Source organism: Aeromonas sp. R4-2 (assembly GCF_040908295.1).
Classification (GTDB): Bacteria; Pseudomonadota; Gammaproteobacteria; order Enterobacterales; family Aeromonadaceae; genus Aeromonas; species Aeromonas veronii.
In genome coordinates, this window is record NZ_JBFODL010000011.1 from 341141 (window position 1) to 362833 (window position 21693).

General features: G+C 48.6%; 23 protein-coding genes, 1 tRNA gene and 2 pseudogenes. 25 read left to right on the plus strand and 1 reads right to left on the minus strand.

Annotation, left to right across the window (positions count from 1 at the left end):
• Window positions 1-19: 19 nt before the first annotated feature.
• Window positions 20-712 carry an outer membrane protein gene (locus tag AB5Y99_RS08855; RefSeq protein WP_368209452.1) on the minus strand — a complete coding sequence of 231 codons (693 nt, stop codon included), beginning with the start codon at window positions 710-712 and terminating at the stop codon, window positions 20-22.
• Between the two features lie 361 nt (window positions 713-1073).
• Here AB5Y99_RS08855 and AB5Y99_RS08860 point away from each other — a divergent pair, with 361 nt between their 5' ends.
• From AB5Y99_RS08860 to tssG, 25 genes and pseudogenes are all read left to right on the plus strand, one after another.
• Window positions 1074-1817, plus strand: coding sequence for a hypothetical protein (locus AB5Y99_RS08860; protein ID WP_368209453.1), 744 nt, complete (start codon window positions 1074-1076; stop codon window positions 1815-1817).
• A 181-nt stretch (window positions 1818-1998) separates the two neighbouring features.
• Window positions 1999-2349, plus strand: a pseudogene (locus AB5Y99_RS08865) (H-NS family nucleoid-associated regulatory protein).
• Between the two features lie 170 nt (window positions 2350-2519).
• Window positions 2520-2595, plus strand: a tRNA-Thr gene (locus tag AB5Y99_RS08870).
• A gap of 861 nt (window positions 2596-3456) precedes the next feature.
• On the plus strand, window positions 3457-4038 hold the full coding sequence (locus tag AB5Y99_RS08875) for an autoinducer binding domain-containing protein (RefSeq protein WP_368209454.1): 582 nt from the start codon (window positions 3457-3459) through the stop codon (window positions 4036-4038).
• 9 nt (window positions 4039-4047) lie between these two features.
• A complete protein-coding gene (locus AB5Y99_RS08880) occupies window positions 4048-4257 on the plus strand; it encodes a helix-turn-helix transcriptional regulator (protein WP_368209483.1) in 210 nt (69 codons plus the stop codon).
• Window positions 4258-4485: 228 nt separating this feature from the next.
• Entirely contained in the window at window positions 4486-5004 is a 519-nt protein-coding gene (gene hcp1, locus AB5Y99_RS08885; RefSeq protein ID WP_005332563.1) for a type VI secretion system effector Hcp1, read from the plus strand.
• A gap of 333 nt (window positions 5005-5337) precedes the next feature.
• Window positions 5338-7647: a type VI secretion system tip protein VgrG gene (locus AB5Y99_RS08890; protein ID WP_368209455.1), complete on the plus strand. Its 2310-nt coding sequence runs from the start codon at window positions 5338-5340 to the stop codon at window positions 7645-7647.
• A 14-nt stretch (window positions 7648-7661) separates the two neighbouring features.
• A complete protein-coding gene (locus AB5Y99_RS08895) occupies window positions 7662-8273 on the plus strand; it encodes a DUF4123 domain-containing protein (protein ID WP_368209457.1) in 612 nt (203 codons plus the stop codon).
• Complete coding sequence (locus AB5Y99_RS08900; RefSeq protein WP_368209458.1) at window positions 8260-8646, plus strand: hypothetical protein; 387 nt, start codon at window positions 8260-8262, stop codon at window positions 8644-8646. Before AB5Y99_RS08895 ends, AB5Y99_RS08900 begins: the two co-directional genes overlap by 14 nt.
• A gap of 27 nt (window positions 8647-8673) precedes the next feature.
• Window positions 8674-9624: a hypothetical protein gene (locus AB5Y99_RS08905; protein ID WP_368209459.1), complete on the plus strand. Its 951-nt coding sequence runs from the start codon at window positions 8674-8676 to the stop codon at window positions 9622-9624.
• Complete coding sequence (locus tag AB5Y99_RS08910) at window positions 9625-10158, plus strand: SMI1/KNR4 family protein (protein WP_368209460.1); 534 nt, start codon at window positions 9625-9627, stop codon at window positions 10156-10158.
• A 32-nt stretch (window positions 10159-10190) separates the two neighbouring features.
• The gene (locus tag AB5Y99_RS08915; protein ID WP_368209461.1) at window positions 10191-10757 is read left to right on the plus strand and encodes an SMI1/KNR4 family protein; all 567 of its coding nucleotides are present in this window, start codon (window positions 10191-10193) and stop codon (window positions 10755-10757) included.
• Between the two features lie 185 nt (window positions 10758-10942).
• On the plus strand, window positions 10943-11707 hold the full coding sequence (locus AB5Y99_RS08920; RefSeq protein WP_368209462.1) for a hypothetical protein: 765 nt from the start codon (window positions 10943-10945) through the stop codon (window positions 11705-11707).
• A 9-nt stretch (window positions 11708-11716) separates the two neighbouring features.
• The gene (locus AB5Y99_RS08925) at window positions 11717-12016 is read left to right on the plus strand and encodes a PAAR domain-containing protein (RefSeq protein ID WP_100646478.1); all 300 of its coding nucleotides are present in this window, start codon (window positions 11717-11719) and stop codon (window positions 12014-12016) included.
• A gap of 32 nt (window positions 12017-12048) precedes the next feature.
• A complete protein-coding gene (locus tag AB5Y99_RS08930) occupies window positions 12049-12414 on the plus strand; it encodes a hypothetical protein (RefSeq protein ID WP_368209463.1) in 366 nt (121 codons plus the stop codon).
• A 206-nt stretch (window positions 12415-12620) separates the two neighbouring features.
• The gene (locus AB5Y99_RS08935) at window positions 12621-13505 is read left to right on the plus strand and encodes an RHS repeat-associated core domain-containing protein (protein ID WP_368209464.1); all 885 of its coding nucleotides are present in this window, start codon (window positions 12621-12623) and stop codon (window positions 13503-13505) included.
• A 1-nt stretch (window position 13506) separates the two neighbouring features.
• On the plus strand, window positions 13507-13992 hold the full coding sequence (comJ, locus tag AB5Y99_RS08940; protein ID WP_368209466.1) for a competence protein ComJ: 486 nt from the start codon (window positions 13507-13509) through the stop codon (window positions 13990-13992).
• Window positions 13993-14161: 169 nt separating this feature from the next.
• Complete coding sequence (locus tag AB5Y99_RS08945) at window positions 14162-14602, plus strand: SMI1/KNR4 family protein (RefSeq protein ID WP_368209467.1); 441 nt, start codon at window positions 14162-14164, stop codon at window positions 14600-14602.
• 353 nt (window positions 14603-14955) lie between these two features.
• On the plus strand, window positions 14956-15330 hold the full coding sequence (locus AB5Y99_RS08950) for a hypothetical protein (RefSeq protein ID WP_368209485.1): 375 nt from the start codon (window positions 14956-14958) through the stop codon (window positions 15328-15330).
• Window positions 15278-15624 (plus strand): annotated as a pseudogene (locus AB5Y99_RS08955) (transposase); the annotation flags it as partial. The gene AB5Y99_RS08950 and the pseudogene AB5Y99_RS08955, both read left to right, overlap by 53 nt.
• Before the next feature lie 854 nt (window positions 15625-16478).
• Complete coding sequence (gene tssB / locus AB5Y99_RS08960; protein ID WP_368209468.1) at window positions 16479-16982, plus strand: type VI secretion system contractile sheath small subunit; 504 nt, start codon at window positions 16479-16481, stop codon at window positions 16980-16982.
• Window positions 16983-17019: 37 nt separating this feature from the next.
• Entirely contained in the window at window positions 17020-18501 is a 1482-nt protein-coding gene (tssC, locus tag AB5Y99_RS08965; RefSeq protein ID WP_323891524.1) for a type VI secretion system contractile sheath large subunit, read from the plus strand.
• A 6-nt stretch (window positions 18502-18507) separates the two neighbouring features.
• Window positions 18508-18939 (plus strand): type VI secretion system baseplate subunit TssE, encoded by a 432-nt coding sequence (gene tssE / locus AB5Y99_RS08970; RefSeq protein WP_323891522.1) that lies wholly within the window; start codon window positions 18508-18510, stop codon window positions 18937-18939.
• A gap of 3 nt (window positions 18940-18942) precedes the next feature.
• Window positions 18943-20709, plus strand: a complete 1767-nt coding sequence (gene tssF, locus AB5Y99_RS08975) for a type VI secretion system baseplate subunit TssF (protein WP_368209470.1) — start codon at window positions 18943-18945, stop codon at window positions 20707-20709.
• Entirely contained in the window at window positions 20673-21671 is a 999-nt protein-coding gene (tssG, locus tag AB5Y99_RS08980; RefSeq protein ID WP_368209472.1) for a type VI secretion system baseplate subunit TssG, read from the plus strand. The genes tssF and tssG overlap by 37 nt, the downstream gene beginning before the upstream one ends.
• Window positions 21672-21693: the final 22 nt, after the last annotated feature.

Here is a 21693-nt window from a genome sequence, read left to right on the forward strand (position 1 = left end):
TGTTTTTGAAGTGGGTTAATCAGAATAGATAGGTTAGGCCAAGGTAAATTTCTTGTAATGATAGTTCAGCTTTTAATTGCTCATCACTCTGATGGCGAGCATTATCAAAACGGTTAAATCCGCTTTCAACTTTTCCTAGACCGATATAGCGGTATCCAAGATCAGAGATAAATGATGAATTAATGTTTGCACGCAAGCCAGCACCAATAGAATAGGCAAGGTTGCTCTGTTCATTGCTATCAAAACGTCTGCTTTCATTACCTTGCCAACCCGTTACATCTATCTTTGACAAGCCTAGACCTGCTTGACCATATACAGACAATGAACCGTAAAAAGGTACTTCACGGTATGCATTGATTATCAGTCGTTCAGTGCTTATTTGATAATTATTTCTGGAACCGCTAAAAGAACCACCGTCAATACTTGTGATATAATGTGAATCAGTCTTTGGATTATATTCCAACTCTATCTGCCAATATTTATCAAACTGATAGCCTAATGCCACTGAGCCACGATTATCATCATCTTTGCTCACAACTTCAGTGTAACTCGCGTTACGAGGGTCAATACCAACACGAAGTGTGGTATCCATACTACTGGCGTACTGAGTACTCTCTATAAACTTTCCTGAAATATAATATCCTTCAGCTTGCGCTGTTTGTTGAAACAACGCCGCAGTCACTAAAATATAAAGCCCATGCAACTTCTTCATTGTATCTTCCTTATGGTAATACTTGCCATGAATGATAATGCTGTTTTATTTGAACAGCGGGAACTGTGCGAGTTATTTAATCGACAAAAAACTAAATATATTATATCCGGTTCGCAAGTGAACCGAAGATGAATAATTTTTATTCTGTGCGTCGGATATTTCCGAATGGCGTGCGTTGGTGTGATTGACCAGACCTAAGCTGTATCGAAAGTCAGCATTTTCTGACTTTAAATTGCTCCGTTAATCTGTATCTTTGTGAGGCTCGCACGAGCCCCCGCTGGGCTGTTGAGCTCAGAGATAAAAACGGATATTAACTGCAAGTTTAATGTGATGCATAAGTAGCAGAGTGGAGATGATTATCATGAAATGGATTGAAATGATGACGTTGTTAATATTTCGAATAGCTAGTCTTGTACGATGGCTGATGATTGGTATATTTCCTGTGATTGCGATGGAGAGTGAGCATACGTTGCCGGTTCACGGTAAGGGGGGACCTGTGCAACCTGTGCTTTCTGTCCCAAGCTTTCGATTGGGGCAATTATTGACTGCCAATGCCCACTCCAGTGATCCCGACGGTGATCCTATTCAATACCAGTTTCGATGGTGCACTCAGCCTGGGGGGGAGGGAACCTGTGTAGAAGGGCAAAAACAAATGTTCACTACACCGGGTAACAGATACGTCGTCGCCAGAGCGATCACACCTAGTGGATATCCACAAGACACTCAGGGACAGAGCACATGGAGTCAAGAGGTTGTCGCACATATGATTGGAACACCTCCTGTTGCAAGGGATGTGCAGATTATTGGTAATGGCATTGTGGGTCAGATGTTGACGGGCCATTTTATCTATGAAGATGTTGACGGAGATCCTGCAGGTGAACACTATTACTTGTGGTATCGGGCTGATGATCAGGCTGGGAGTTTCAACAAAGTGCTAATTGCCGGAGGTATCAACTACATTCCCACCCTGGATGATATAGGCAAATACCTTGTCCTTGAAGTGACTCCTGTTTCTGCATCTGGAGCCATACCCAACAGCGGAACTTCAGTATTGGTTGTCACTGCTATGCCGATTGCTGATAGTCGGCAGCAGCTGTTTTTTTAGGGGCCAGCAGTAGTGACTCACCCATATTTGATCGAATATTACCTGATAGAACACCACAATTGCCGGCGTTCATATCATTGTAATGACGGGATAGCGCCAACAAAGGTCGAGACTCGGCCTAACCGAGAGTCCAGATTTAGTTGACTACTACATCTAAACATCCGTAGCACTGTGTGCAGTGATGCGTGAATTGTCTCTGGATCAGCTCAAAGAAGCACGCGAGAAAATCTAAATGACTTATCTGGAGCGGCTAGATGTAGCGGAGAAAGAACAGGCCGCCCAAGCTGAGCATCAGCAAAAGCTGGCTGAGTTCCAAGCGATGCTGGCTCAAGCTGGCATTGACCCGACTGAGTTGGTAGGCAGTGCCCCAGCAGCAGCGACTGCGGCTAAAGCTAAACGAGCACCTCGGCTCCCGAAATACCGTTATGTTGAAAATGGTGTAGAGAAAACCTGGACCGGTCAGGGCCGTACACCCAAGTTCTTGGCTGAGCAACTCGATCAAGGTCGTCAGCTGGACGAGTTCCTCATCTAAATAGACAAGGCCATGCCCTCACGGTATGGTCCTTCTTTTTACTGGCTCCGTCACCCAATTAACGCCAGCTCTCGTCGTTACGAACCAGGAATATTCGGTAATCATCTGTCGCATGACTGAGGGCTGCTCTAATGACATTATTCAAAACATCCTTTAGCTTGGCGCATGATGCTGGCTTAGCTCAGTATGTATAGCAACTGATTTGTAATCAGTGGATCACCAGTTAGATTCCGGTAGCCAGCACCACGATTATCACCAAATTCCTCATAGCCGCTCGCGAAGCCAGCCATAAAAGACTTAGAAGCAGAACGTACCGATTTGGATGCGCGATGACGTGAAGCTATTGATAGTTGGGACCCACATCGCCCCAAGCTCTGTCTAGCTAAATATGGCGATTGGCGAGTTGAAAAGCGTTCCCTCCTCACGCAGCGATATTGTGCGATACGCAACGAAGCCAAAGTCTTGCTGACATGTCGCTAGCTAGGGTATTCACCGTAATCATCTGAACAAATTGCTCAATGGGTAGTCTAACGTGCCTACCCATTACCCAGCGAAATGACATGTCAATCGATCCGAAGTCACCTTTGCCGCGTTTCTTGCAATTAGCACATTGACTACATGACCAACAGCGAGCAATCAGTGTCCCTGAAGCAGCAGACGTGTTTGGCATCTCGCCTTGGTCCATAGAACGCGATTTTGCCAGGGTTCGAGCGTTGTACGGGATTGTACTGTTCGATGAGCAACAAGTACCGAGTAAAGGTGGCAGCAGTATTTACTGTGGGAGCTGCAGATTTTCACCTACTGGTTTGACGAACACCAGCAACCTCATCAGCAGTTCACCAGTTCCGGGAATCTCAACGCCCCCTCACGTGGCGAGACTTGTTCTGCTGTCCTTGGTGTCAATTAGTCGCCCGACATCAACGCAGCATCGACAATTGATCCTGCTTGTATCGTGCACTTGTTTATCTAGAGGGACAAGCTTTCGGGTATGGCCAGGGGAGCAATACGCCGTTCATGCTAGGTCTCATCAACAACTGGTGGGATATTGTGCTGCCTGATTAATTATTGATAGTATTTAGTATGTTTACTCGCTTTTAAGCCGAACGATTGACCATTACTCCGCTCTATCTCCTCAATACTACCGATGCACTGACGTTGATCACCGAGTTCGGTACCGCTCTTGATGAGCAGTCTATCGTGACCTTACTCCGCTCACTATGTCAGCAGATGGGGTTTGACCATTTTCGGTTGGGGTTCATTTCTCCGAGTTCGATACAGCGTCCTGACGTGCGGATCTTCAATGGCTGTCCTACGGAATGGGTTCAGGTGTATAACGAACGCGACTTTCTGACTGTCGATCCGGTCGTGCGTAAAGGCATGGTCTATAGCACGCCAATCCTGTGGGCCAATCTCATTGCCGAGTGTTGTGACCAACAGGATGCTGTTGGATTGGAGGTCATGATGCTAGCTCGAGAGGCTGGATTACGTGATGGCATCACCATCCCTTGGCATGGGCCTAATGGCCAAGTAGGGCTGCTCTCGCTCATCACGCGTACACCCCTGACTGAACATCAATGGCTGAGTGCGATCCCTTTTCTGAGCTGGTTGGCGACACACATTTTCGAAGCCGTTGTTCGAGTTTGCCTGTCAGATACGGTGCTTCGTGAGCCCTTGAGTCAGAGGGAGTAGGAGGTATGCCTGTGGGCGGCGGAGGGAAAGCAGGTCAGCGATCTTGCCAAGATCTTGGGAATTAAACCTCGGACTGTGACCTTTCACTTGGAGCGCATTGCGGAGAAGCTGGGGGCTAGCAGCAAGAATCAGGCAATCTCTTTGGCCCTGAAGCAAGGGATGGTCAGGCTGAACATCGATACAGCACAAGTGCGAAACATTGACGATGAAGTTTGTTGATGCTGGCCTGAGCAAGAAATTGCCCAATTTATGGTGGAATTGACTTCATGTGCAACGTTTAGCAGTCAATTTCATCTGTTTGAGCGAAACATTGCTCAGGGTGAGATGGTTGGTATTGAGGTGTGAGTCTAAGCTGTTGATAAATAACAGATAAAAAAGGTGGCATGGTTGCTGCTGTAGGCTGGTTGAGTGCTATCTCGTTTAACCAACCTATTTAGGAGCATACACATGCCAACTCCATGTTATATCAGCATCGAAGGTAAAACCCAGGGCAACATCACCGCTGGTGCCTTCACCTCCGATTCCGTCGGCAACATCTTCGTACAAGGTCACGAAGACGAGATGCTGGTACAAGAGTTCCAGCACGTTGTGACTGTCCCGACCGACCCGCAATCCGGTCAGCCGGCTGGTCAGCGTGTCCACAAACCGTTCAAGTTCACCGTTGCGCTGAACAAAGCCGTGCCGCTGATGTACAACTCTCTGGCTTCCGGCGAGATGCTGCCGAAAGTGACCCTGAAGTGGTACCGCACCTCCGTTGAGGGCAAGCAGGAGCACTTCTTCTCTACCGTACTGACCGATGCCACCATCGTTGACATCGACTGCCAGATGCCGCACTGCCAGGACCCGGCGAAGTCTGACTTCACCCAGCTTATCCAGGTCTCCATGGCTTACCGCAAGATTGACTGGGAACACACCGTTGCCGGTACTTCCGGTGCGGACGACTGGCGCGCCCCCATCGAGGCGTAAGCCGTGCTTCGGTACTTTGGTATTCCTTGTAAGTAGTAATGTGTCTTTGAGCCGGTTGTTCAACCGGCTTCTTGTACTGTGCATTTTCTCCAGCCTGGCCAACGGGTTGGCTGGAGCTTTTCTGTTTTGCCATCCCCCTGCTGGGGTTTGGTGCCCTGCCGGTGAATGCGGAGGGATGGCAAAGCAATAAGGAGTGTTCTGTTATGCAGACACACACATCGTATTACCCGTCATGTTACTTATCTTTGGTGACCACTTGTGTACCGGAGAGGGCGGTAGCGTGGTGTTTTGACAGGTTTCTGGCGCAGTTTCGAAAGGTGATAGGGAGATATCATGGCTAATCAGACCGGATTGCAATTCACCGTTAAGGTGGGCGCGCTGCCTGCCACCACGTTTGTTGTGGCAAGTTTTACGTTGCATGAGGCATTAAGCGATCCGTTCACCCTTTCATTGCAACTGGCGAGTAGTCAGCCGGATATCGATTTTGGTGCGGTACTGGATCAACCTTGTGAGTTGCTGGTGTGGTACAACGGCGAGTTGCAGCGACGTGTGAACGGTGTGGTGAGTCAGTTCGAACAAGGCGACAGCGGTTTTCGCAGAACGCGCTACAGCATGGAAGTCAAACCTGCGCTGTGGCGATTGGGTCTGCGTCATAATGCCCGTATTTTCCAGGCCCAAAAGCCGGAAGAGATCATTGGCGCCCTGCTACAAGAGCATGGCATTACTGATTACGCCTTTGCACTCAAAAACGCCCATGCTCAGCGGGAGTACTGCGTACAGTACCGGGAATCTGACCTTGAATTCATTAATCGCCTCGCCGCAGAAGAGGGGATGTTCTATTTCCATGAGTTTGAAGCAGGCAAACATCGGCTCGTGCTCGCAGATGATGCAGCTGCACTCACTGATGGACCTGCGCTCTTCTTCAATTTAGGGAACCGCTCACTGGAGCAAGGGCCTTACATTCGCCAGTTCCACTATCGAGAAGTAGTGCGTCAGGCTGAAGTAGAGCTCAAGGATTACAGCTTCAAGACCCCGGCCTATGCCTTGTCCCACAAGAAGATGGGAGCCGAGCTAGAGCACCAGCGCGATACCTACCAGCACTTCGACTACCCAGGACGCTTCAAGCAAGACCCCAGTGGCAAATCGTTTACCCAGTATCGGCTTGATGCTCTGCGCAGGGATGCCATTGCAAGCCGAGGCCAATCAAACTGTGCGGCGCTGTTGCCGGGCCAGACTTTTGCATTGAGTGAGCACCCAAATGCAGCGTTGAATACCGATTGGCAAATCGTCAGCATTTTTCATACCGGCAAGCAGCCTCAAGCACTGGAAGAAGAAGGCGGGGATGGTGCGACAACTGTTACCAATGAGTTCTCGGTTGTGAAAGCGCTGCAAACCTGGCGACCGCTCTTACCACATAAGCCCATGGTGGATGGTCCCCAAATAGCCACAGTCGTGGGGCCTTCCGGTGAAGAAATATATTGTGACGAGTTTGGTCGAGTGAAGTTGCAGTTCCCATGGGATCGCTATGGTGCCAGCGATGAGCAGAGTTCGTGTTGGGTTAGGGTTAGTCAGGGCTGGGCGGGTGGTCAGTATGGACTGATGGCCATACCACGCATCGGCCATGAAGTGATTGTGAGTTTCCTCGAAGGGGATCCTGATCAGCCCATCGTGACCGGGCGGACCTTTCACGCCATTAACCCATCACCGTACCCCTTACCAGGACATAAAACCAAGACAGTTCTTCGCTCGGATTCTCACCGAGGGAGTGGATACAACGAGCTCTCGTTCGAGGATGAGTCGGGGCAGGAGAACATTCATATCCATGCTCAGAAGGATATGTCAGTAAAAGTACTGCATGACATGATGACCAGAGTGGACTCTAGTGCGGTGGAAAGCATTGGGGAAAACCAGAGCACAGACATTGGTAAGCATCACCAGCACCGCGTCGGAGGAAATATGAATCTGACGGTGGGGGGACAAGGACTAGGTTTGTTAGGGGGGTTATTCAGCCTGATCTCCAACAGCGGAAAGTTTATGAAGAAGGAGTCTACGAAAGTAGGTGAGCCAGGGGTTGAACAATTTGCTGATGATATCAGTAAAGTTGGCGCTGCAGCTGAAACGCTATCATTGTCGGCGGGACAATCATTTAAAGATGCCGGAAGCTTCAAAGCAAATGCTGGTGCTGAAATGGCATCAAAAGGTACATCACTCGCTGGACTACTTTCAAATTTAATGCCCGGTTCTGGTATATATAACACCGTTGTGGAGAAATTTCGCTCTGATACAACAGGTATTGCTAGTACAGAGCAGGTCGGTCTCTATAAGAATACGTTGGTGGGCCATACCCAAACACTCTCCGTGGGACAAGTTTTTAAACTTTTGGTTGGCGATAAGTATGACATCGAAACTAAAGGTTCAATATTTTCGAGAACATTGAAACACACCTTGTACGCCAAGGAGAAGGTTGTTATCGGTGGGCCGGGGGGGACGATCACCATCGATGATAGCGGTATTACAATTAAGGCAAAGACGATCAAGATGAAAGCGTCATCGATTGATATGTCTGGCGGCGCAGCAGAGCAAGCTGCCGCCCTGAGTAGTGATAAGCCCTTTACTGAAGAGTGTCCTTATAAAAAGAAATGAAGAGGGAGCCTTGAGTGCTAGATAATCCATATGAGCTGGTGAGTGATGGTTTAAAAGCTACTATATTCACACCTGAATCCATTAATTATAATGGGCAGGAGATAACACTGAATACCTACTTGTTGCTGAATGCTGCGGCAAGTCCGGATATTTCTGTTTGCTTGGAAGGTTTTTCTCCTATCTACCGTTCGTTATTTGATGTTTCCATTCTGGATGATTTAGGACATGTTGCACCTTATCTCGTTCAGGTGGATATCACTAGTGATGTCTTGGATTGGTGGCTGGCAGAAGGGTATATGAAACAGTGGGGTATTATTATCCGTAGCCCTTTGTCAGTGATACCACTGGCCAGACACTTGAAAAAATTCACCAAAATAACTAATGCAGGCAGAACATATTTTTTCCGGTTCTATCAACCAAAAACATTCAATCACTTTATCCCGAATTTGACACAGGAACAACTGGCGGAATTCTTTTATCCACTTTATGCAGCGTATGCGGAAACTGCTGATGAACCTGAGCAACTAATGCATTACGTGTATGCTAGCAACCAATTAAAAATAGTAAAACTGGCCTTGCCGATGGCCACGCGACCTGAGGAGATATCAACCCATGTGGCACTTTGACAATCTGCAAATGGAATCGCATTTGGTGAGTGATAAAGATTTCTCCCGATGGTTTGTTGATGAGGTCATGGAAGAAACATTACCCGAGCACAAGCAAGGGCACACACCAGAGACCTTGTATACAATGACACTTAATGGACGTGAAATAGCCAAACGATTCAATATTCACAAGCCAACCAATCAGGCAAAGTTCCTGTATTTCATGTGGGGGATTGGGTCTAATTTTTTTGAGTTTGACGGATTTAGACAAATTCTATCTGATACCTCACGCAGCGAGGATGAGCGACTGGAAGCCTTATTCATTGATATCGATGATGAACAAGGTGCGGATGCCATCATGAACAGCCACCCCAATTACTGGTTTCCGGGGTGAGTGGGATTGACCAGCTAGGTAAAAACCATGTCAAATATAAAAAAACGAAGTGATAGTCCGGAGATCGAAGCCGCTCGCAAGGATGTCATGGAAATGGAGTCGAAATTTAATGCTGTGGTGGTGGATAGCGGCTTGGCAGCTGCTGGTATGGCGCCGCCACCATTTGGTACCGCAGCCGATGTCGTCTCATTAGGTCGCTCACTGTTCACGGGGGACTGGGGAGGGGCTGCTCTTGATGCATTGGGGCTTATCCCAATTTTCGGTGACGCTGCAAAAGGTACAAAAATAGCAGCGAAAGTGGCAGATGTGACAGCTGCTTTATCAAAAGCCAAAGCTGCACTTAATACTAAGTTATTTGCTTCAACACGGGAAAATGCAAAAAAATACTGGAATGAGATTATTAAGAAAAACAGGGCTAAGAATCTGGATAAAGAGTTAAAGAAATGTACAACAGAGGAGTGTAGGCGACTTGCGAAAGGAAAAATGGACCCTGGTCGTCTCCCCTCTTCTAAAAAAGGGAGCTGGGTTGGACCTGATGGAAAACCTTGTCCTGAAGGTACAGGAATGTACAAACCCGATCCGGAGAAGAACAAAAGCCTCTATGAAGCGGTCAAGCGCCATGGCAAAGAGGGTGTTCCTTTCAAAGATGGCCACCCGGATTTTTCAGGGTTTCCACCTTTAAAGGATGGTAAAGCGATTGGTGACGGAGGAAAACCCTATCAAGTCGAAATTGCAATGGAAGGGAATGCGAATGACTTTCAATCTGCTAGGAACGCGTACCGTGAAAAATACGGTAAAAACTTCGACCGTGTCAATAATGACCGTGTGGGGGCATGGCATCATGAACCAGATGGCGTTACTATGAGTTTCGTTGATAAAAGCGTACATCATGCATACAAAGATGCGGATACCGGTATTTCTAATAGTGGTACAGCCCATGCTGGTGGTAACTCAATGTTGAATAGTAAGGATTTTTAAATGGCGATTGAAAAACAAGATTTAGTTAACTGGAGATGGGAAAATAAAGATGTATCAAGTATTGCAGATAAAGTAAAAATCCAAGCTGCGATCAACTATATTGAGCGCGAACTTTCCGTTAAACTCCCTGATGAATACAAAGACTTCCTTCTTCTCACAGAGGATCAAGGGATTTTTTTTGAGGATGAAGGAAATGATCGCTTTTTAGCTAGGTACAATCATAAGGCTATGGTTGTCGTGATGAACATTTTTTTTCCTACGGAGCAAGTAATTGATTACACCAAGCTGTCTCAAGAGTCCATTTACGACCATAGAACTTTGCTGACAAATGGATTTATTGTGATTGCATGTGATTATGATGATAATGCAGAAGCTTATCTTATCTATGATGTGCGAGAGGAATCTGCAACCTATCAGCATATTTTTCATTGGCGCTATTATGTCGATAATTTGGTGGTTGGCGATGGGTTGGGGTTTGTCGCACGATCACTGAAAGAGTTTTTACATATGCCAACGTCAGAAGACAACTTATAAGCGCTAGCTATTGTCTAACAGTGGCACAGCCCATGCTGGTGGTAACTCAATGTAGCGTGGTGAAGATTTTTAGTATGAAGATACAAAATGAAGACTTGGTGAAATGGGAAACCGATGAACCAGATTTATTTATTGATCCAATCACTGTAAAAAGCAGACTTGCCGATGTGGAAAAGGCACTGTCGATTAAATTGCCAGATGAATATATCGATTATATCTGTTTGGTATCGGATCAAGCATGTAGCCCACGGGATGATGTAGATAATTTTATCGCAAGATATAATGGAAAAACTAGGATGACGGTCATGGTCACCTTATCTTCCACAAGTAGGGTTATGACCTCAACAAAGTTATTACAAGAGTCAATATATGATAATCGCTCGCTGTTACCTAATGGTTTAATTGCGATTGGTTCAGAATATGATGATGACGGTGATGCATATATTATTTATGATGTGAGGCCTGACTCACCCACCTATAGAAATATATTTCATTGGAGATATTACGTAGATAATTTAATTGTGGGTGATGGACTGGGGTTGTTGGCTTTGTCGTTAAAGGATTTTTTACATAAACCTGCATCGGAAAGTGAATTATAATTCGTGACTGAAATCTCCTTTATAAGTTGTTAAGTGACTTTTAATGGGCGATTTTAAAATTAAACTCTACTCGTGGATAGTGCATGGTTTTAATGTTTGCTTTTAGGTGTAAATAATTTAAAGTCTATCACTAGCGAATGTAATACATCATTTTAGTATTGTTTTTATATCAAGGCTAACTAGATATGTACACTGATCACGATCTGACTTTCATTGAAAACTGGCCGGAGGAATTACTAGCTCTTTCTTTCAAAAGTGAAGGTATTGAGCTTCAAGATAACGATGTAATTGCAATTGCTTCTTGCACTCAAGAATTCATGGATGCAAAGCGATTATTAGAAAGAAAGTCACTTTCTGAACAATTACGAGATGATATTGAATATGCATTGTCTAGATTCACAGGGCCAGTTTTTGTACGATTTGGTGGGGTCAGTTATCATGATAGAAGTATTCCGCATATTGAAAATGTAGACGCAGTAGTGAAGCAGTTATCAGTATCTAGCATTCGGGTCGCATCTTATCTCTGGGATTGTATTCAATCATCAACGCCAGCATGGTTGTTTTTACGAGCATGGCATGATATTCCTCGATGGGGGGAATTTAGGTGCTTTATTAAAAATGGCAGTGTAGTTGGTGTATCTCAATATCATTGCCTTGAATATTTTCCGTTCCTCCTTAAGAATGCTGATGAAATACGTCAATTGATAATTGTTTTTTTGCAAAAGCTTATTCCACTGTTGCACATTGAACATGTTGTTGCAGATATTGCGGTAACCTATCAGGATGGAAATTTTAACGTATTTTTGATTGAGCTCAACCCATTCATTCAGCGTACTGATGCTTGCCTGTTTTCTTGGTCGAATGGTGGCGATTTTAATGGTCGCATAAGAATTAATCGTAGCCAGACTGATGCGTTAAGAGAGAAAAGTAAAAGACCTTATTTACTATAGGAAAGTGTTATGGGAAAACCTATCGCAATACTGGGGCACATGCATGTCTGCCCAAAAGTTGAACCAGGGCCTGTCCCACATGTTGGGGGGCCAATTATTGATGCCGGACAGGCTATTGTCACCATTAACGGTGTCCCTGTTGCTGTTGTCGGTGGTAAAGCATTATGTACAGGTGTTGGTGCATCAGATGGGTTGGTTTCTGGGTCATCTGTCTTTACCATTCAGGGCAAACCTGTTGTCAGAATGGGAGATGGATGTGCTCATGGTGGAAAAGTTGTGCAGGGTTGGCCGACGATAACCTCTGATTGAATGGCGATACTATAATTATACAGGTGCTTTTTATGAAAAAGATCTATCTCAATACTCTCATTATATCTCTCACTCTATTTTCTGCGCTGATTAAAAGTGAGGAACCTCAGTGGCTGGAAGGTGTGTATGTCAATGAAGATCATGACGCGCTAGCAAAATCACTGACCTTTTGTAAGGCGGGAATGGCCCTTTATGATTTTATTAATGCAGGGTATGTTGTCGAAGGGGAAGGGGATGACAGGGTTATTACACTCTATTCCAACGGAGCATTTAAGCTAAAGGTTGCAGAAAATGGAAAAATTTTGATGCCTGATGATGATTTCACAAAACAGTGGCTGACAAAAAGTCGTCTTAAACTCGACGCAACACAACCTTATGAATGTAAACCTGGCTTCTGATTATCCTGGTGCTGTTGATTTTTACTGATCGCTGAATAGCAGGATTTTACCTGCATAAAAACCTCTGCTTCCTGCATGAAAATAATTATCGCAGCAGCATGAAAAATAATATTACTACTTCACGAGTAACCATGCCCGATAGCAGTCGCTAGCGTTACCGCTACGCCCCCTTTGGTCGGCGCATCGGCAAGGAGCGGGAGGGGCAGGTGAGCCAACTTACCGCGATAACCCGTGTCCACTATCGCTGGGACGGTGATCAGCTGGTGCAGCAACAAAGCTACCGGGCGGATGGCAACGCCGCCCGTCAGGTACAGTGGGTCTATGAGCCGGGCAGCTTCAGGCCGCTGGCCCAGTGGGAAGCTGGTGAGCAGGACGAGCGTCTGCACTGTATCGTGACCGATGTGGCGGGCACCGCCCGTGAGCTGTGCAGCGAAGCCGGTGACATTATCTGGCGCGGTGAACAACGGCTGTGGGGCAACTATCGCGCAGATGCAATCCCTCAACCGCTCAGGCGCTTCATTGGGGATGCGGCCAACGAAGAGACCTACTGTGAGTTGCGCTATCAGGGTCAGATTTATGACCAGGAGACTGGGCTGCACTACAACCGGCACCGTTACTTTGACACGGAGCTGGGGCAATATATCTCGTCAGACCCGATAGGTTTTGCTGGAGGGCTGAGGCCACAGGGGTATGTGCATAACCCGTTAGAGTGGGTAGATCCGCTGGGGTTGGCGGGATGTATTTTCAAAAAGAGCTCTCGCTCTGATTGTGATTATGAACTCGATGTTGATAGTTCGGTATATCCACAAACCACTCAACATATTCAAGAAGCTATGGATAATGGGCATCCATACATCGTGACAATTGATAGGTCTGGTGCAAAATCCAATAGAGCGAAAAGTCTTAAAGGGATTAAAACCAAACCAAATTTAGATCGAGATGAGTGGCCCATGGCAATGTTTGAAGAAGGTGGTGTCAGTGCTAGTGTGAAGCATATCGGCCCGTCTGATAATAGAGGCGCAGGTTCCAGTATAGGCAAAGCACTTGCAGACCTTCCTGATGGCACTAAAGTACTCTTTACGATTAAGTGATATGATTGAAGAACATAAAGTTGATTTGTTGGTATCTCATCGTCAGATTAGGCTTGAGAATAGGCCTTTTGATGATGCCTATTGTGATTGGGGGACGGGAAATATCCGTCAAGGGTGTATTATTAATGATGGCTTTGTAATATTCGACCCCATTGTTGATGGCACTTTTGGTGCATATGTACACTTCTCTGTTGTTAGCAGATTTGAGGTCAATGTGGATTGTCAGAGATGTATAGTGACGAACTTTCACTATACTAGTGAGTTTCCACTTTTGATATCTTCAGCTTTTGAAAGAGTTGATTTAAATGTTTCTTTGGAAAGTGGCGTTTACAACCTTTATTTTGAAATAATAGAGAAGGACGAAGTGTATTATAAGTTTACAATGACTGAGTCCAGCCAAGCTTCAAGAGGGGCTTTTTATGTCATAAATGATGATTTTGGTGGGGTTGAAGGTTCCTCCGTCTATCCAGGTAAAATAGATGATTGACTATATGCTTTTGAATAAAATTCAAAAGCATTGCCTTATTATTTAATGTCGGTGTTGTACCGGCATTTTATATTCTCCTTAATATTTCATTAGCTGACAATTCTAGCATGGCATTCAGTAAGAGCAAGACCGTAAGATGTATACTTTTAACATGCTGCGAGAGTTAAATATGGTTGAGCTTGTTTTTTCTCAAAAAATAACAGAGCAGGACATGAAAGAGTTTGAGTCAATATTTCCAGTGGCTATTCCAGATTCATTTAAAGCACATTACCTCAAGATAAATGGAGGATTTGTTTCAGAGGAGGATGTAGAAGCTGAGCTATGGGGCTTGCCAGTAAATGGTTTTAATCCAATTAAATATGGTCGGCTGACTATTGAAGAACTAATTGAAGATATTCATGAGATAGAACCAAGCGATACGCAGTATGGTTCTTGGGGGCCTAATAAATTTTTACCTTTTGCTTATGATTTTGGTGGTAACACCATATTTATGTCGTTGAGAGATAGTGATCTTGGTGAAATATATATTTATGCTTCGGATGGAAATAACATATGTCATGTCGATTCGAGTTTCTCATCCTTTTTGAAACGCCTATATAAAATGGATTAATATTTTTCAAAAAATTTGTGGGGAACCTTCAGCAGTACAATCCTCTGACACCGGCATATTGCCGGTGTTTTTTTACAGCCACTGAGGCGACACAGGGCTGGAAACTCAATGGCAACGGCCAGGTGGTGGCCGAGCGCAGCAAGCGCGGCCACGAGCGTCAGGCTCGGCTGTTTGGCTATGACAGCGAACTGAACCTCTGTGAGCTCTCCCATATTCTGCCCAGCGATGGGCAACCGTTATCCAGCCAACAGGCTCAGGCCGAGCCCTTGCGCCGTTATGACGCTGCGGGCCGGGCCAGCCAGATAGGGCAAAATCAGTACCGCTACGACAAGTGCGGACGGCTCAGTGAGAAGGTGGTATCACGTCCCGGTTTCCGGCCCCAGACCACCCAATTTGAGTGGGATGGCTTTGACCGACTGCAGCGGGTCATTTTGCCCGATGGTAGCCGCTGGCGTTACCGCTTCGACCCTTTTGGTTGGCGCATCGGCAAGGAGCGGGAGGGGCAGGTGAGCCAACTCACCGCGATAACCCGCATCCACTATCGCTGGGACGGTGACCAGCTGGTACAGCAACAAAGCTACCGGGCCGATGGCAACGCCGCCCGTCAGGTGCAGTGGGTCTATGAGCCGGGCAGCTTCAAGCCGCTGGCCCAGTGGGAAGCAGGGATGCCGAGGTTATGCGGATGTCGCCTACGACAGTCAAGCCCGCCATCAACTGATAGTAGGTAAAGGGGCGACAGCCTGTATTCCACCTCGCAAGAATGTGGCCTACGGGAAAAGGGACATCAAACAAATGAGGCTGTGCAGGTGATGCGCAAGGAAGCGTTGGTGCGCTGGGAAAAGATATCGTGGTATCACCGTCTCTCGTTGGCAGAGACGGCAATGCGTCGGTTCAAACAGTTGCTGGCGGGGACAATCAGTCTGCGTAACTACAACGGCAAAATGGGAGAAGTGATGACGTTTGTAAGCTCCATAAACAAGCGGAATACTCTTGGCCTACCAGCCAGAAAGCCCCAAATGTAGTGCTCACCCGGGATTGGGGAAGTCATGACTTACTGGCTGATTTGGGCAGCAACGCCCAAGAGCGCCCTTCACCATATCACACTCAGGCATCTCTATGCGATATCGTGCATAAAATCAATGTGTTCTATGCCGTATAACAATCCTGTGAAGCCTTAATCGGGGTATGTGATTTATATCGCCACGCTGCCATAGCGACAATTATTGGCGTATATGTGTAGAGACGTTACTTGACTAGATGTTTAGGCAATACGGACAGGCATTCTGTACTGCGCAACGTATTTTTTATTCTGTCATTTACGCGGGGCTGAATATGTGACTCATCATTTTTTTTGCAGCAAGAGTCAAACTTTAAGTGGGTCTTTTCTGATTGATGGGTCGTCATTTTCTCTTTCTATCGTTATGCTGGCGCCGAGCGGGAGTTAGCTGTGTTAACATTTAATGAGAATGCGTCAGCTGTTGTCGCAAATCAGTTTGGCCAAGAGAGGGGTTAACTGGAAAATGGATGGATTTAAGTTCATTTAATAAAGCTAGTTGCGATTAAAGAAATGACCAATAATTCATAACCTGTTGATCTTATTCTTGTTTTGTTGCTCTCAAATCGAAAGGAATCTCTTTTGTATCAATGGTAATTAATGTTGTTATGACAGCTAGGGTAGGCGTAGTGCTGGTTTCATTGTGGTAAGTGATTAATGCTTACTTTCATATTAGAGTAATGGCTTTATTCGGTTTTTTATCTTTAATTTCAATAGGTCAAGTCTGGTTTTGTTCAACTGTCATTTATTACAGTTGCTGCTAATGATATTAGCTATAAGCTTTGCTTCTCTTGATAAAACCTTCAACTCGGGTACTAGAGCATGGGAAAAGGAATTGATGGCGCAACAGTCGCGCCCAAAGAACGTATAAATATCAAATATGTACCGGCAACCGGCGGTCAACAGGCGGAGATTGAACTCCCATTGACCATGATGGTGGTCGGTAATATGAAAGGACGCAGTGAAGATACCCCCATTGAGGAGCGTCAAACTGTCTCCATCGACAAGAATAATTTCTCATCTGTCATGAAAGAATCTGCACTGGAACTGAACTTCTCCGTTCCTAATCGTTTGGAAGAGAACAGTCAGGACGAACTGCCGGTTTCAATCAAAATCCAGTCTCTGGAAGACTTCACTCCTGACAACGTGGCTCAGCAAGTGCCCGAACTGCGCAAGCTGCTTGAACTGCGCGAAGCACTGGTTGCCCTGAAAGGGCCGTTGGGGAATATCCCTGCCTTCCGCAACCGCCTGCAGGATCTGCTGTCCAGTGATGAGGCTCGTGAGCAACTGCTCAAAGAGCTGGATTTGATCAAGCCTGCCGAGTGATCGGCGGGTTGTATTGACTGACGAGAAAGGAACAAACATGTCTTTGGTCGAAGAACAGATTCAAGCGGGGGCGGGTGCAGCCTCCTCGTCCTCTTTGCTGGACGAAATCATGGCGCAGGCTCGCATCACACCGGTTGATGAGGGGTACAGTGTTGCCAAACAGGGTGTGGCTGCGCTCATCGCCAATATTCTGGATAGCGGTTCAACCGCCGAGCCGGTCAACAAGGCGCTGGTTGACAGCATGATTGTCGAGCTCGACAAGAAGCTGAGCAAGCAGATGGACGTCATCCTGCATGCCAAAGAACTGCAAGAGATGGAGTCCTCTTGGCGCTCCCTCAAGCTGTTGGTAGATCGCACCGATTTTCGTGAAAACATCAAGATCCAGGTGCTGCACGCTACCAAGGAAGAGCTGCTGGAAGATTTCGAGTTTTCCCCCGAAATCACCCAATCCGGCCTCTACAAACACGTCTACTCCAGCGGCTACGGCCAGTTTGGTGGTCAACCCGTGGGTGCCGTGATTGGTGATTATGCCTTCACGCACAGCTCACCTGATATCAAGCTGATGCAGTATGTCAGCGCAGTGGGTGCCATGGCCCACGCACCCTTCATCTCCTCTGTTGCGCCTGCCTTCTTTGGCGTAGACAGCTTTACCGATCTGCCTTCTATCAAGGATCTGAAATCGGTGTTCGAAGGCCCGGCATACACCAAGTGGCGTGCACTGCGCGAGTCGGAAGATGCCCGTTATCTGGGGCTGACCGCACCACGTTTCCTGGCCCGTCTGCCTTATGATCCGACCGAAAACCCTATCAAGGGTTTCAACTATCAGGAAGATATCAGCTCGGATCACGATCACTATCTGTGGGGCAACACAGCCTATCTGATGGGCACGTCCCTGACCGACAGCTTCGCCAAGTACCGCTGGTGTCCGAACATTATTGGCCCGCAAAGCGGTGGCGCCATTCACGATCTGCCGGTGCATGTCTATGAGGCCATGGGGCAGCTGCAAGCGAAGATCCCGACCGAAGTACTCATCACCGACCGTCGCGAGTATGAACTCTCTGAAGAGGGTTTCATCACCCTGACCATGCGCAAGGACAGCGACAACGCTGCGTTCTTCTCTGCCAACTCGGTGCAAAAACCCAAGGTGTTCCCCAATACCAAGGAAGGCAAGGAAGCGGAGACCAACTACAAGCTGGGTACCCAGCTGCCCTACATGTTCATCATCAATCGTCTTGCGCACTACATCAAAGTGTTGCAGCGCGAGCAGATCGGCTCCTGGAAGGAGCGTCAGGATCTGGAGCGTGAATTGAACGGTTGGATCAAGCAGTACGTTGCAGACCAAGAGAACCCGCCGGCAGACGTGCGTAGCCGTCGTCCGCTGCGCGCCGCCCAGATCAAGGTGCTGGACGTGGAAGGGGAGCCGGGCTGGTACCAGGTTGCCATGGCCGTGCGTCCGCACTTCAAGTACATGGGGGCGAGCTTCGAGCTCTCTCTGGTTGGTCGACTGGACAAGGAATAAGGCCCGATGCCGCATCTCTCTTCCTGGGATAGAGGAAATGCGGCCAGCCTGTTTGATCGTATCCGGGGGGAGGGGCTTGGCTCCTCCCCTCGTTCGGAAGTTGATGAATTGGTCGACTCTGTCAAACGTCAGCTCGAGCAGATCCTCAACACTCGTCCCGGTAATTGCCGCAGTGCGCCTGAGCTGGGTGTCATCGATTTCAATGATGCCACCCAGGGCAGTGCGGATATCAAGGGGCGGATCCGGGAGGCGATCCGGCAATGCATCCGTCGTTATGAACCTCGGATCATCCATGTGGATGTCCGTTCACCCGACTATCAGGCAAGTCCGCTTGAGATGTCGTTTCAGGTGACGGCCCATGTGCGGCTGGAGCATATCGAGCAAGTTACCTCGTTCAACGTCCATATGGACAGTCACCGTCACTACCGCATGGTCTGATCAATGTCGCTGGAACATTACTTCAGGGATGAGTTGGCTTTTTTGCGCCTGCAAGGGCGCGAATTTGCCGATAGCTATCCCGAACTCACCCGCTTTTTGTCGGAGCAGAATACCGACCCTGATGTGGAACGCCTGCTGGAAGGCTTTGCGTTTCTTACGGGCAACCTGCGCGCCAAAATCGAGGACGAGTTTCCCGAGCTGACCCACGGTCTGCTCAATATGCTCTGGCCGAACTATCTGCGTCCCGTTCCCAGCATGACCATCATGCAGTTTTCGGTCATTCCGGGGGCCATCGCGCAACCGGCGTTGGTCAGGCAGGGTTGTCAGCTGGACAGCCTGCCAATCGATGATGTGACCTGCCACTTTCAGACTTGTCATGATGCCTGGGTCTATCCGGCCGAGATGCGCCAGATCACGGCACAAAGTGGCAACGATCTCTCGACTATCTCGCTCGATATTGCGCTGCATGCACCCTTGCCGCTCAGCGAGTTGCAGCTGGACAAGCTGCGCTTTTTCCTCGGTGGCGACAGCTACACCGCTTATGAGCTCTACTTCTGGCTCTCCAACCAGCTCTCCCATATCGAGCTGGAGTTCGGCGGCAAGCGCTTTCGTCAGGAGGCCAAGGCACTCAAATCGGTCGGCTTCGAGCGCGATGATGCGCTGTTGCCCTATCCGAACAACGTTTACTCCGGCTACCGGATCTTGCAGGAGTATTTCTGCTTCCCGGAGAGCTTCCTCTTCTTTGAACTCTCGGGTGGCGAGTGGCCCAAACAGCCGCTGCCGGTGAGTGAATTCAAAATCCATTTTTGTTTCGACCGACCGCTGCCGGCGGAGCTCAAGATCCGCCCTGACTCTTTCATGCTCAACTGCGTGCCGGCCATCAACCTGTTTCAGCACGACAGCGAGCCGGTCAATCTCAACGGTCGTCAGGCGGAATACCCGCTCAAGGCGAGTTATCGCTATGCCGACAGTTTCGAGATCTTCTCGGTGGATCAGGTTGAAGGCTGGGTTGAGGGCAATCTGGGCCGCGCCCGGGGCACGCCACGCATTTATCAGCCGTTCGAAAGTTTTCAGCATCAGATTGAGCGGGCCAAACAGCGGCTGGCGCTCTATTACCGGGTGCGGGTCCGAGAGTCGGTGAGCGGTGATGGCTTCGAACACAGCCTCTCGTTCGTGCGGGGAGATGAAACCACTACGGTCGATCTGGATGAATCCATTTCGGTGACGCTCACCTGCACCAACCGCTCCCGCGCTGCCCGCCTCAAGGTGGGCAGTATCTGCGTACCGACCGGCAGTTCACCGTCGTTTGCTACCTTCCGCAACCTGATCCGGCCGACCCGGCCGCTGCGTCCGGCACTGGATGGCAGCCTGCATTGGACCCTGATTTCCAACCTGTCGCTCAACTATGTCTCTCTGCTGCGCCGGGATGCTCTGGTGCAGGTGTTGCGTACCTATGACTTTCCCGCTTTGCACGACAAGCAGGCAGAGCAGGCGTCGCGCAAGCGGCTGGCGGGGATCGAGGAGATCGAGACCAAGCCTGTGGACAGGCTGGTGCGTGGCATGCCGGTGCGGGGGCTCAAGTCGGTGCTCTCCATCCGCCAGTCCGCTTTTGGCAGCGAAGGGGAGCTCTATCTGTTCAGTACCGTGCTGGCCCACTTCTTCTCGCTCTATGCCAGCGTCAACGCTTTCCACCTGCTTGAGGTGGTCAATCTCGATAACAAGGAGCGCTATCAGTGGCCAGTCCAGATCGGTCAGCACTCCCTGATGTGAGCACCGCCAACGAGGCGCCCCGTTTCAATTTCTTCCAGCTGGTTGAGCTGCTCAACCGGCTGGACGGTGCCGATCAGGAGCGTGGTCTCGACCACCTGCCGAGTGACGAAAATATTCGTTTCAAGGCGACTGCATCGCTGGGGTTTCCCACCAGCGATGTGCTGCAAATTGGCCGCGACGAGAAGGGGCGCCACGAGCTGGAAGTGGCCTTTCTGGGTCTGCACGGCAGTCAGTCGCCGATGCCGGGGTACTACCTCGACTCGCTGGCGTGGGAGTACGCCCAGGGGGAACAGAAGCTCGGTCTTTTCCTGGATTTCTTCCACCACCGCCTGCTGACCCTGCTGCACCGGATCTGGCGCAAGTATCGCTACCACGTCCGTTTTCAGGATGACGGTGAGGATGGGTTCTCCCGTCTGATGTTTGCGCTGGTGGGGCTTGGCAACGATGCCGTCTGTCAGAGTTTGCCGGTCAACCGCGCCAAGATGCTCTCCTATGCGGGCATGCTGGCCAGCCCCAGCCGCTCGCCCGAGGTGGTCGCCGGTCTGGTGGCCCACTGTTTCGACTTGGCGGATGTGGAAGTGAGTGCTTGGCAGTGGCGCAAGGTGCCGATCCATCCGGAGCAGCAAAACCGCTTGGGCGGTGCTGGCGCTACCTTGGGGCAGGACTTCGTCATCGGTGACAAGGTCAATGATTGTGCCGGCAAGTTTTTATTGAAAATCAATGATCTGAGTTTTAGCCAGTTTCTCGGATTTCTCCCGAACGGGGAGCATTTCCACGCACTGGTGACCTTTGTCTCCTTCATCTTGCGCGATCAGTTGGCCTGGGATCTGCGGCTTGGCTTCGGTCAGGAGCAGGCCAAGGGGCTGAGATTGGGGGAGGAGCAGAGTGCCCGTCTGGGGTGGAGTACCTTTCTTGGCCAACCGCCGAGTGACCCGTTCGTGACGATCTGTGTACAGGAATAAGCACAGAAATTCAGTGTAGGAA

Bases quoted from the DNA above. Each gene is read 5' to 3' on its own strand.
- AB5Y99_RS08855 (WP_368209452.1), bottom strand. From the start codon at position 712: ATGAAGAAGTTGCATGGGCTTTATATTTTAGTGACTGCGGCGTTGTTT.
- AB5Y99_RS08860 (WP_368209453.1), top strand. From the start codon at position 1,074: ATGAAATGGATTGAAATGATGACGTTGTTAATATTTCGAATAGCTAGT.
- hcp1 (WP_005332563.1), top strand. From the start codon at position 4,486: ATGCCAACTCCATGTTATATCAGCATCGAAGGTAAAACCCAGGGCAAC.
- AB5Y99_RS08890 (WP_368209455.1), top strand. From the start codon at position 5,338: ATGGCTAATCAGACCGGATTGCAATTCACCGTTAAGGTGGGCGCGCTG.
- AB5Y99_RS08900 (WP_368209458.1), top strand. From the start codon at position 8,260: ATGTGGCACTTTGACAATCTGCAAATGGAATCGCATTTGGTGAGTGAT.
- AB5Y99_RS08905 (WP_368209459.1), top strand. From the start codon at position 8,674: ATGTCAAATATAAAAAAACGAAGTGATAGTCCGGAGATCGAAGCCGCT.
- AB5Y99_RS08910 (WP_368209460.1), top strand. From the start codon at position 9,625: ATGGCGATTGAAAAACAAGATTTAGTTAACTGGAGATGGGAAAATAAA.
- AB5Y99_RS08915 (WP_368209461.1), top strand. From the start codon at position 10,191: ATGCTGGTGGTAACTCAATGTAGCGTGGTGAAGATTTTTAGTATGAAG.
- AB5Y99_RS08920 (WP_368209462.1), top strand. From the start codon at position 10,943: ATGTACACTGATCACGATCTGACTTTCATTGAAAACTGGCCGGAGGAA.
- AB5Y99_RS08925 (WP_100646478.1), top strand. From the start codon at position 11,717: ATGGGAAAACCTATCGCAATACTGGGGCACATGCATGTCTGCCCAAAA.
- AB5Y99_RS08930 (WP_368209463.1), top strand. From the start codon at position 12,049: ATGAAAAAGATCTATCTCAATACTCTCATTATATCTCTCACTCTATTT.
- comJ (WP_368209466.1), top strand. From the start codon at position 13,507: ATGATTGAAGAACATAAAGTTGATTTGTTGGTATCTCATCGTCAGATT.
- AB5Y99_RS08945 (WP_368209467.1), top strand. From the start codon at position 14,162: ATGGTTGAGCTTGTTTTTTCTCAAAAAATAACAGAGCAGGACATGAAA.
- tssB (WP_368209468.1), top strand. From the start codon at position 16,479: ATGGGAAAAGGAATTGATGGCGCAACAGTCGCGCCCAAAGAACGTATA.
- tssC (WP_323891524.1), top strand. From the start codon at position 17,020: ATGTCTTTGGTCGAAGAACAGATTCAAGCGGGGGCGGGTGCAGCCTCC.
- tssE (WP_323891522.1), top strand. From the start codon at position 18,508: ATGCCGCATCTCTCTTCCTGGGATAGAGGAAATGCGGCCAGCCTGTTT.
- tssF (WP_368209470.1), top strand. From the start codon at position 18,943: ATGTCGCTGGAACATTACTTCAGGGATGAGTTGGCTTTTTTGCGCCTG.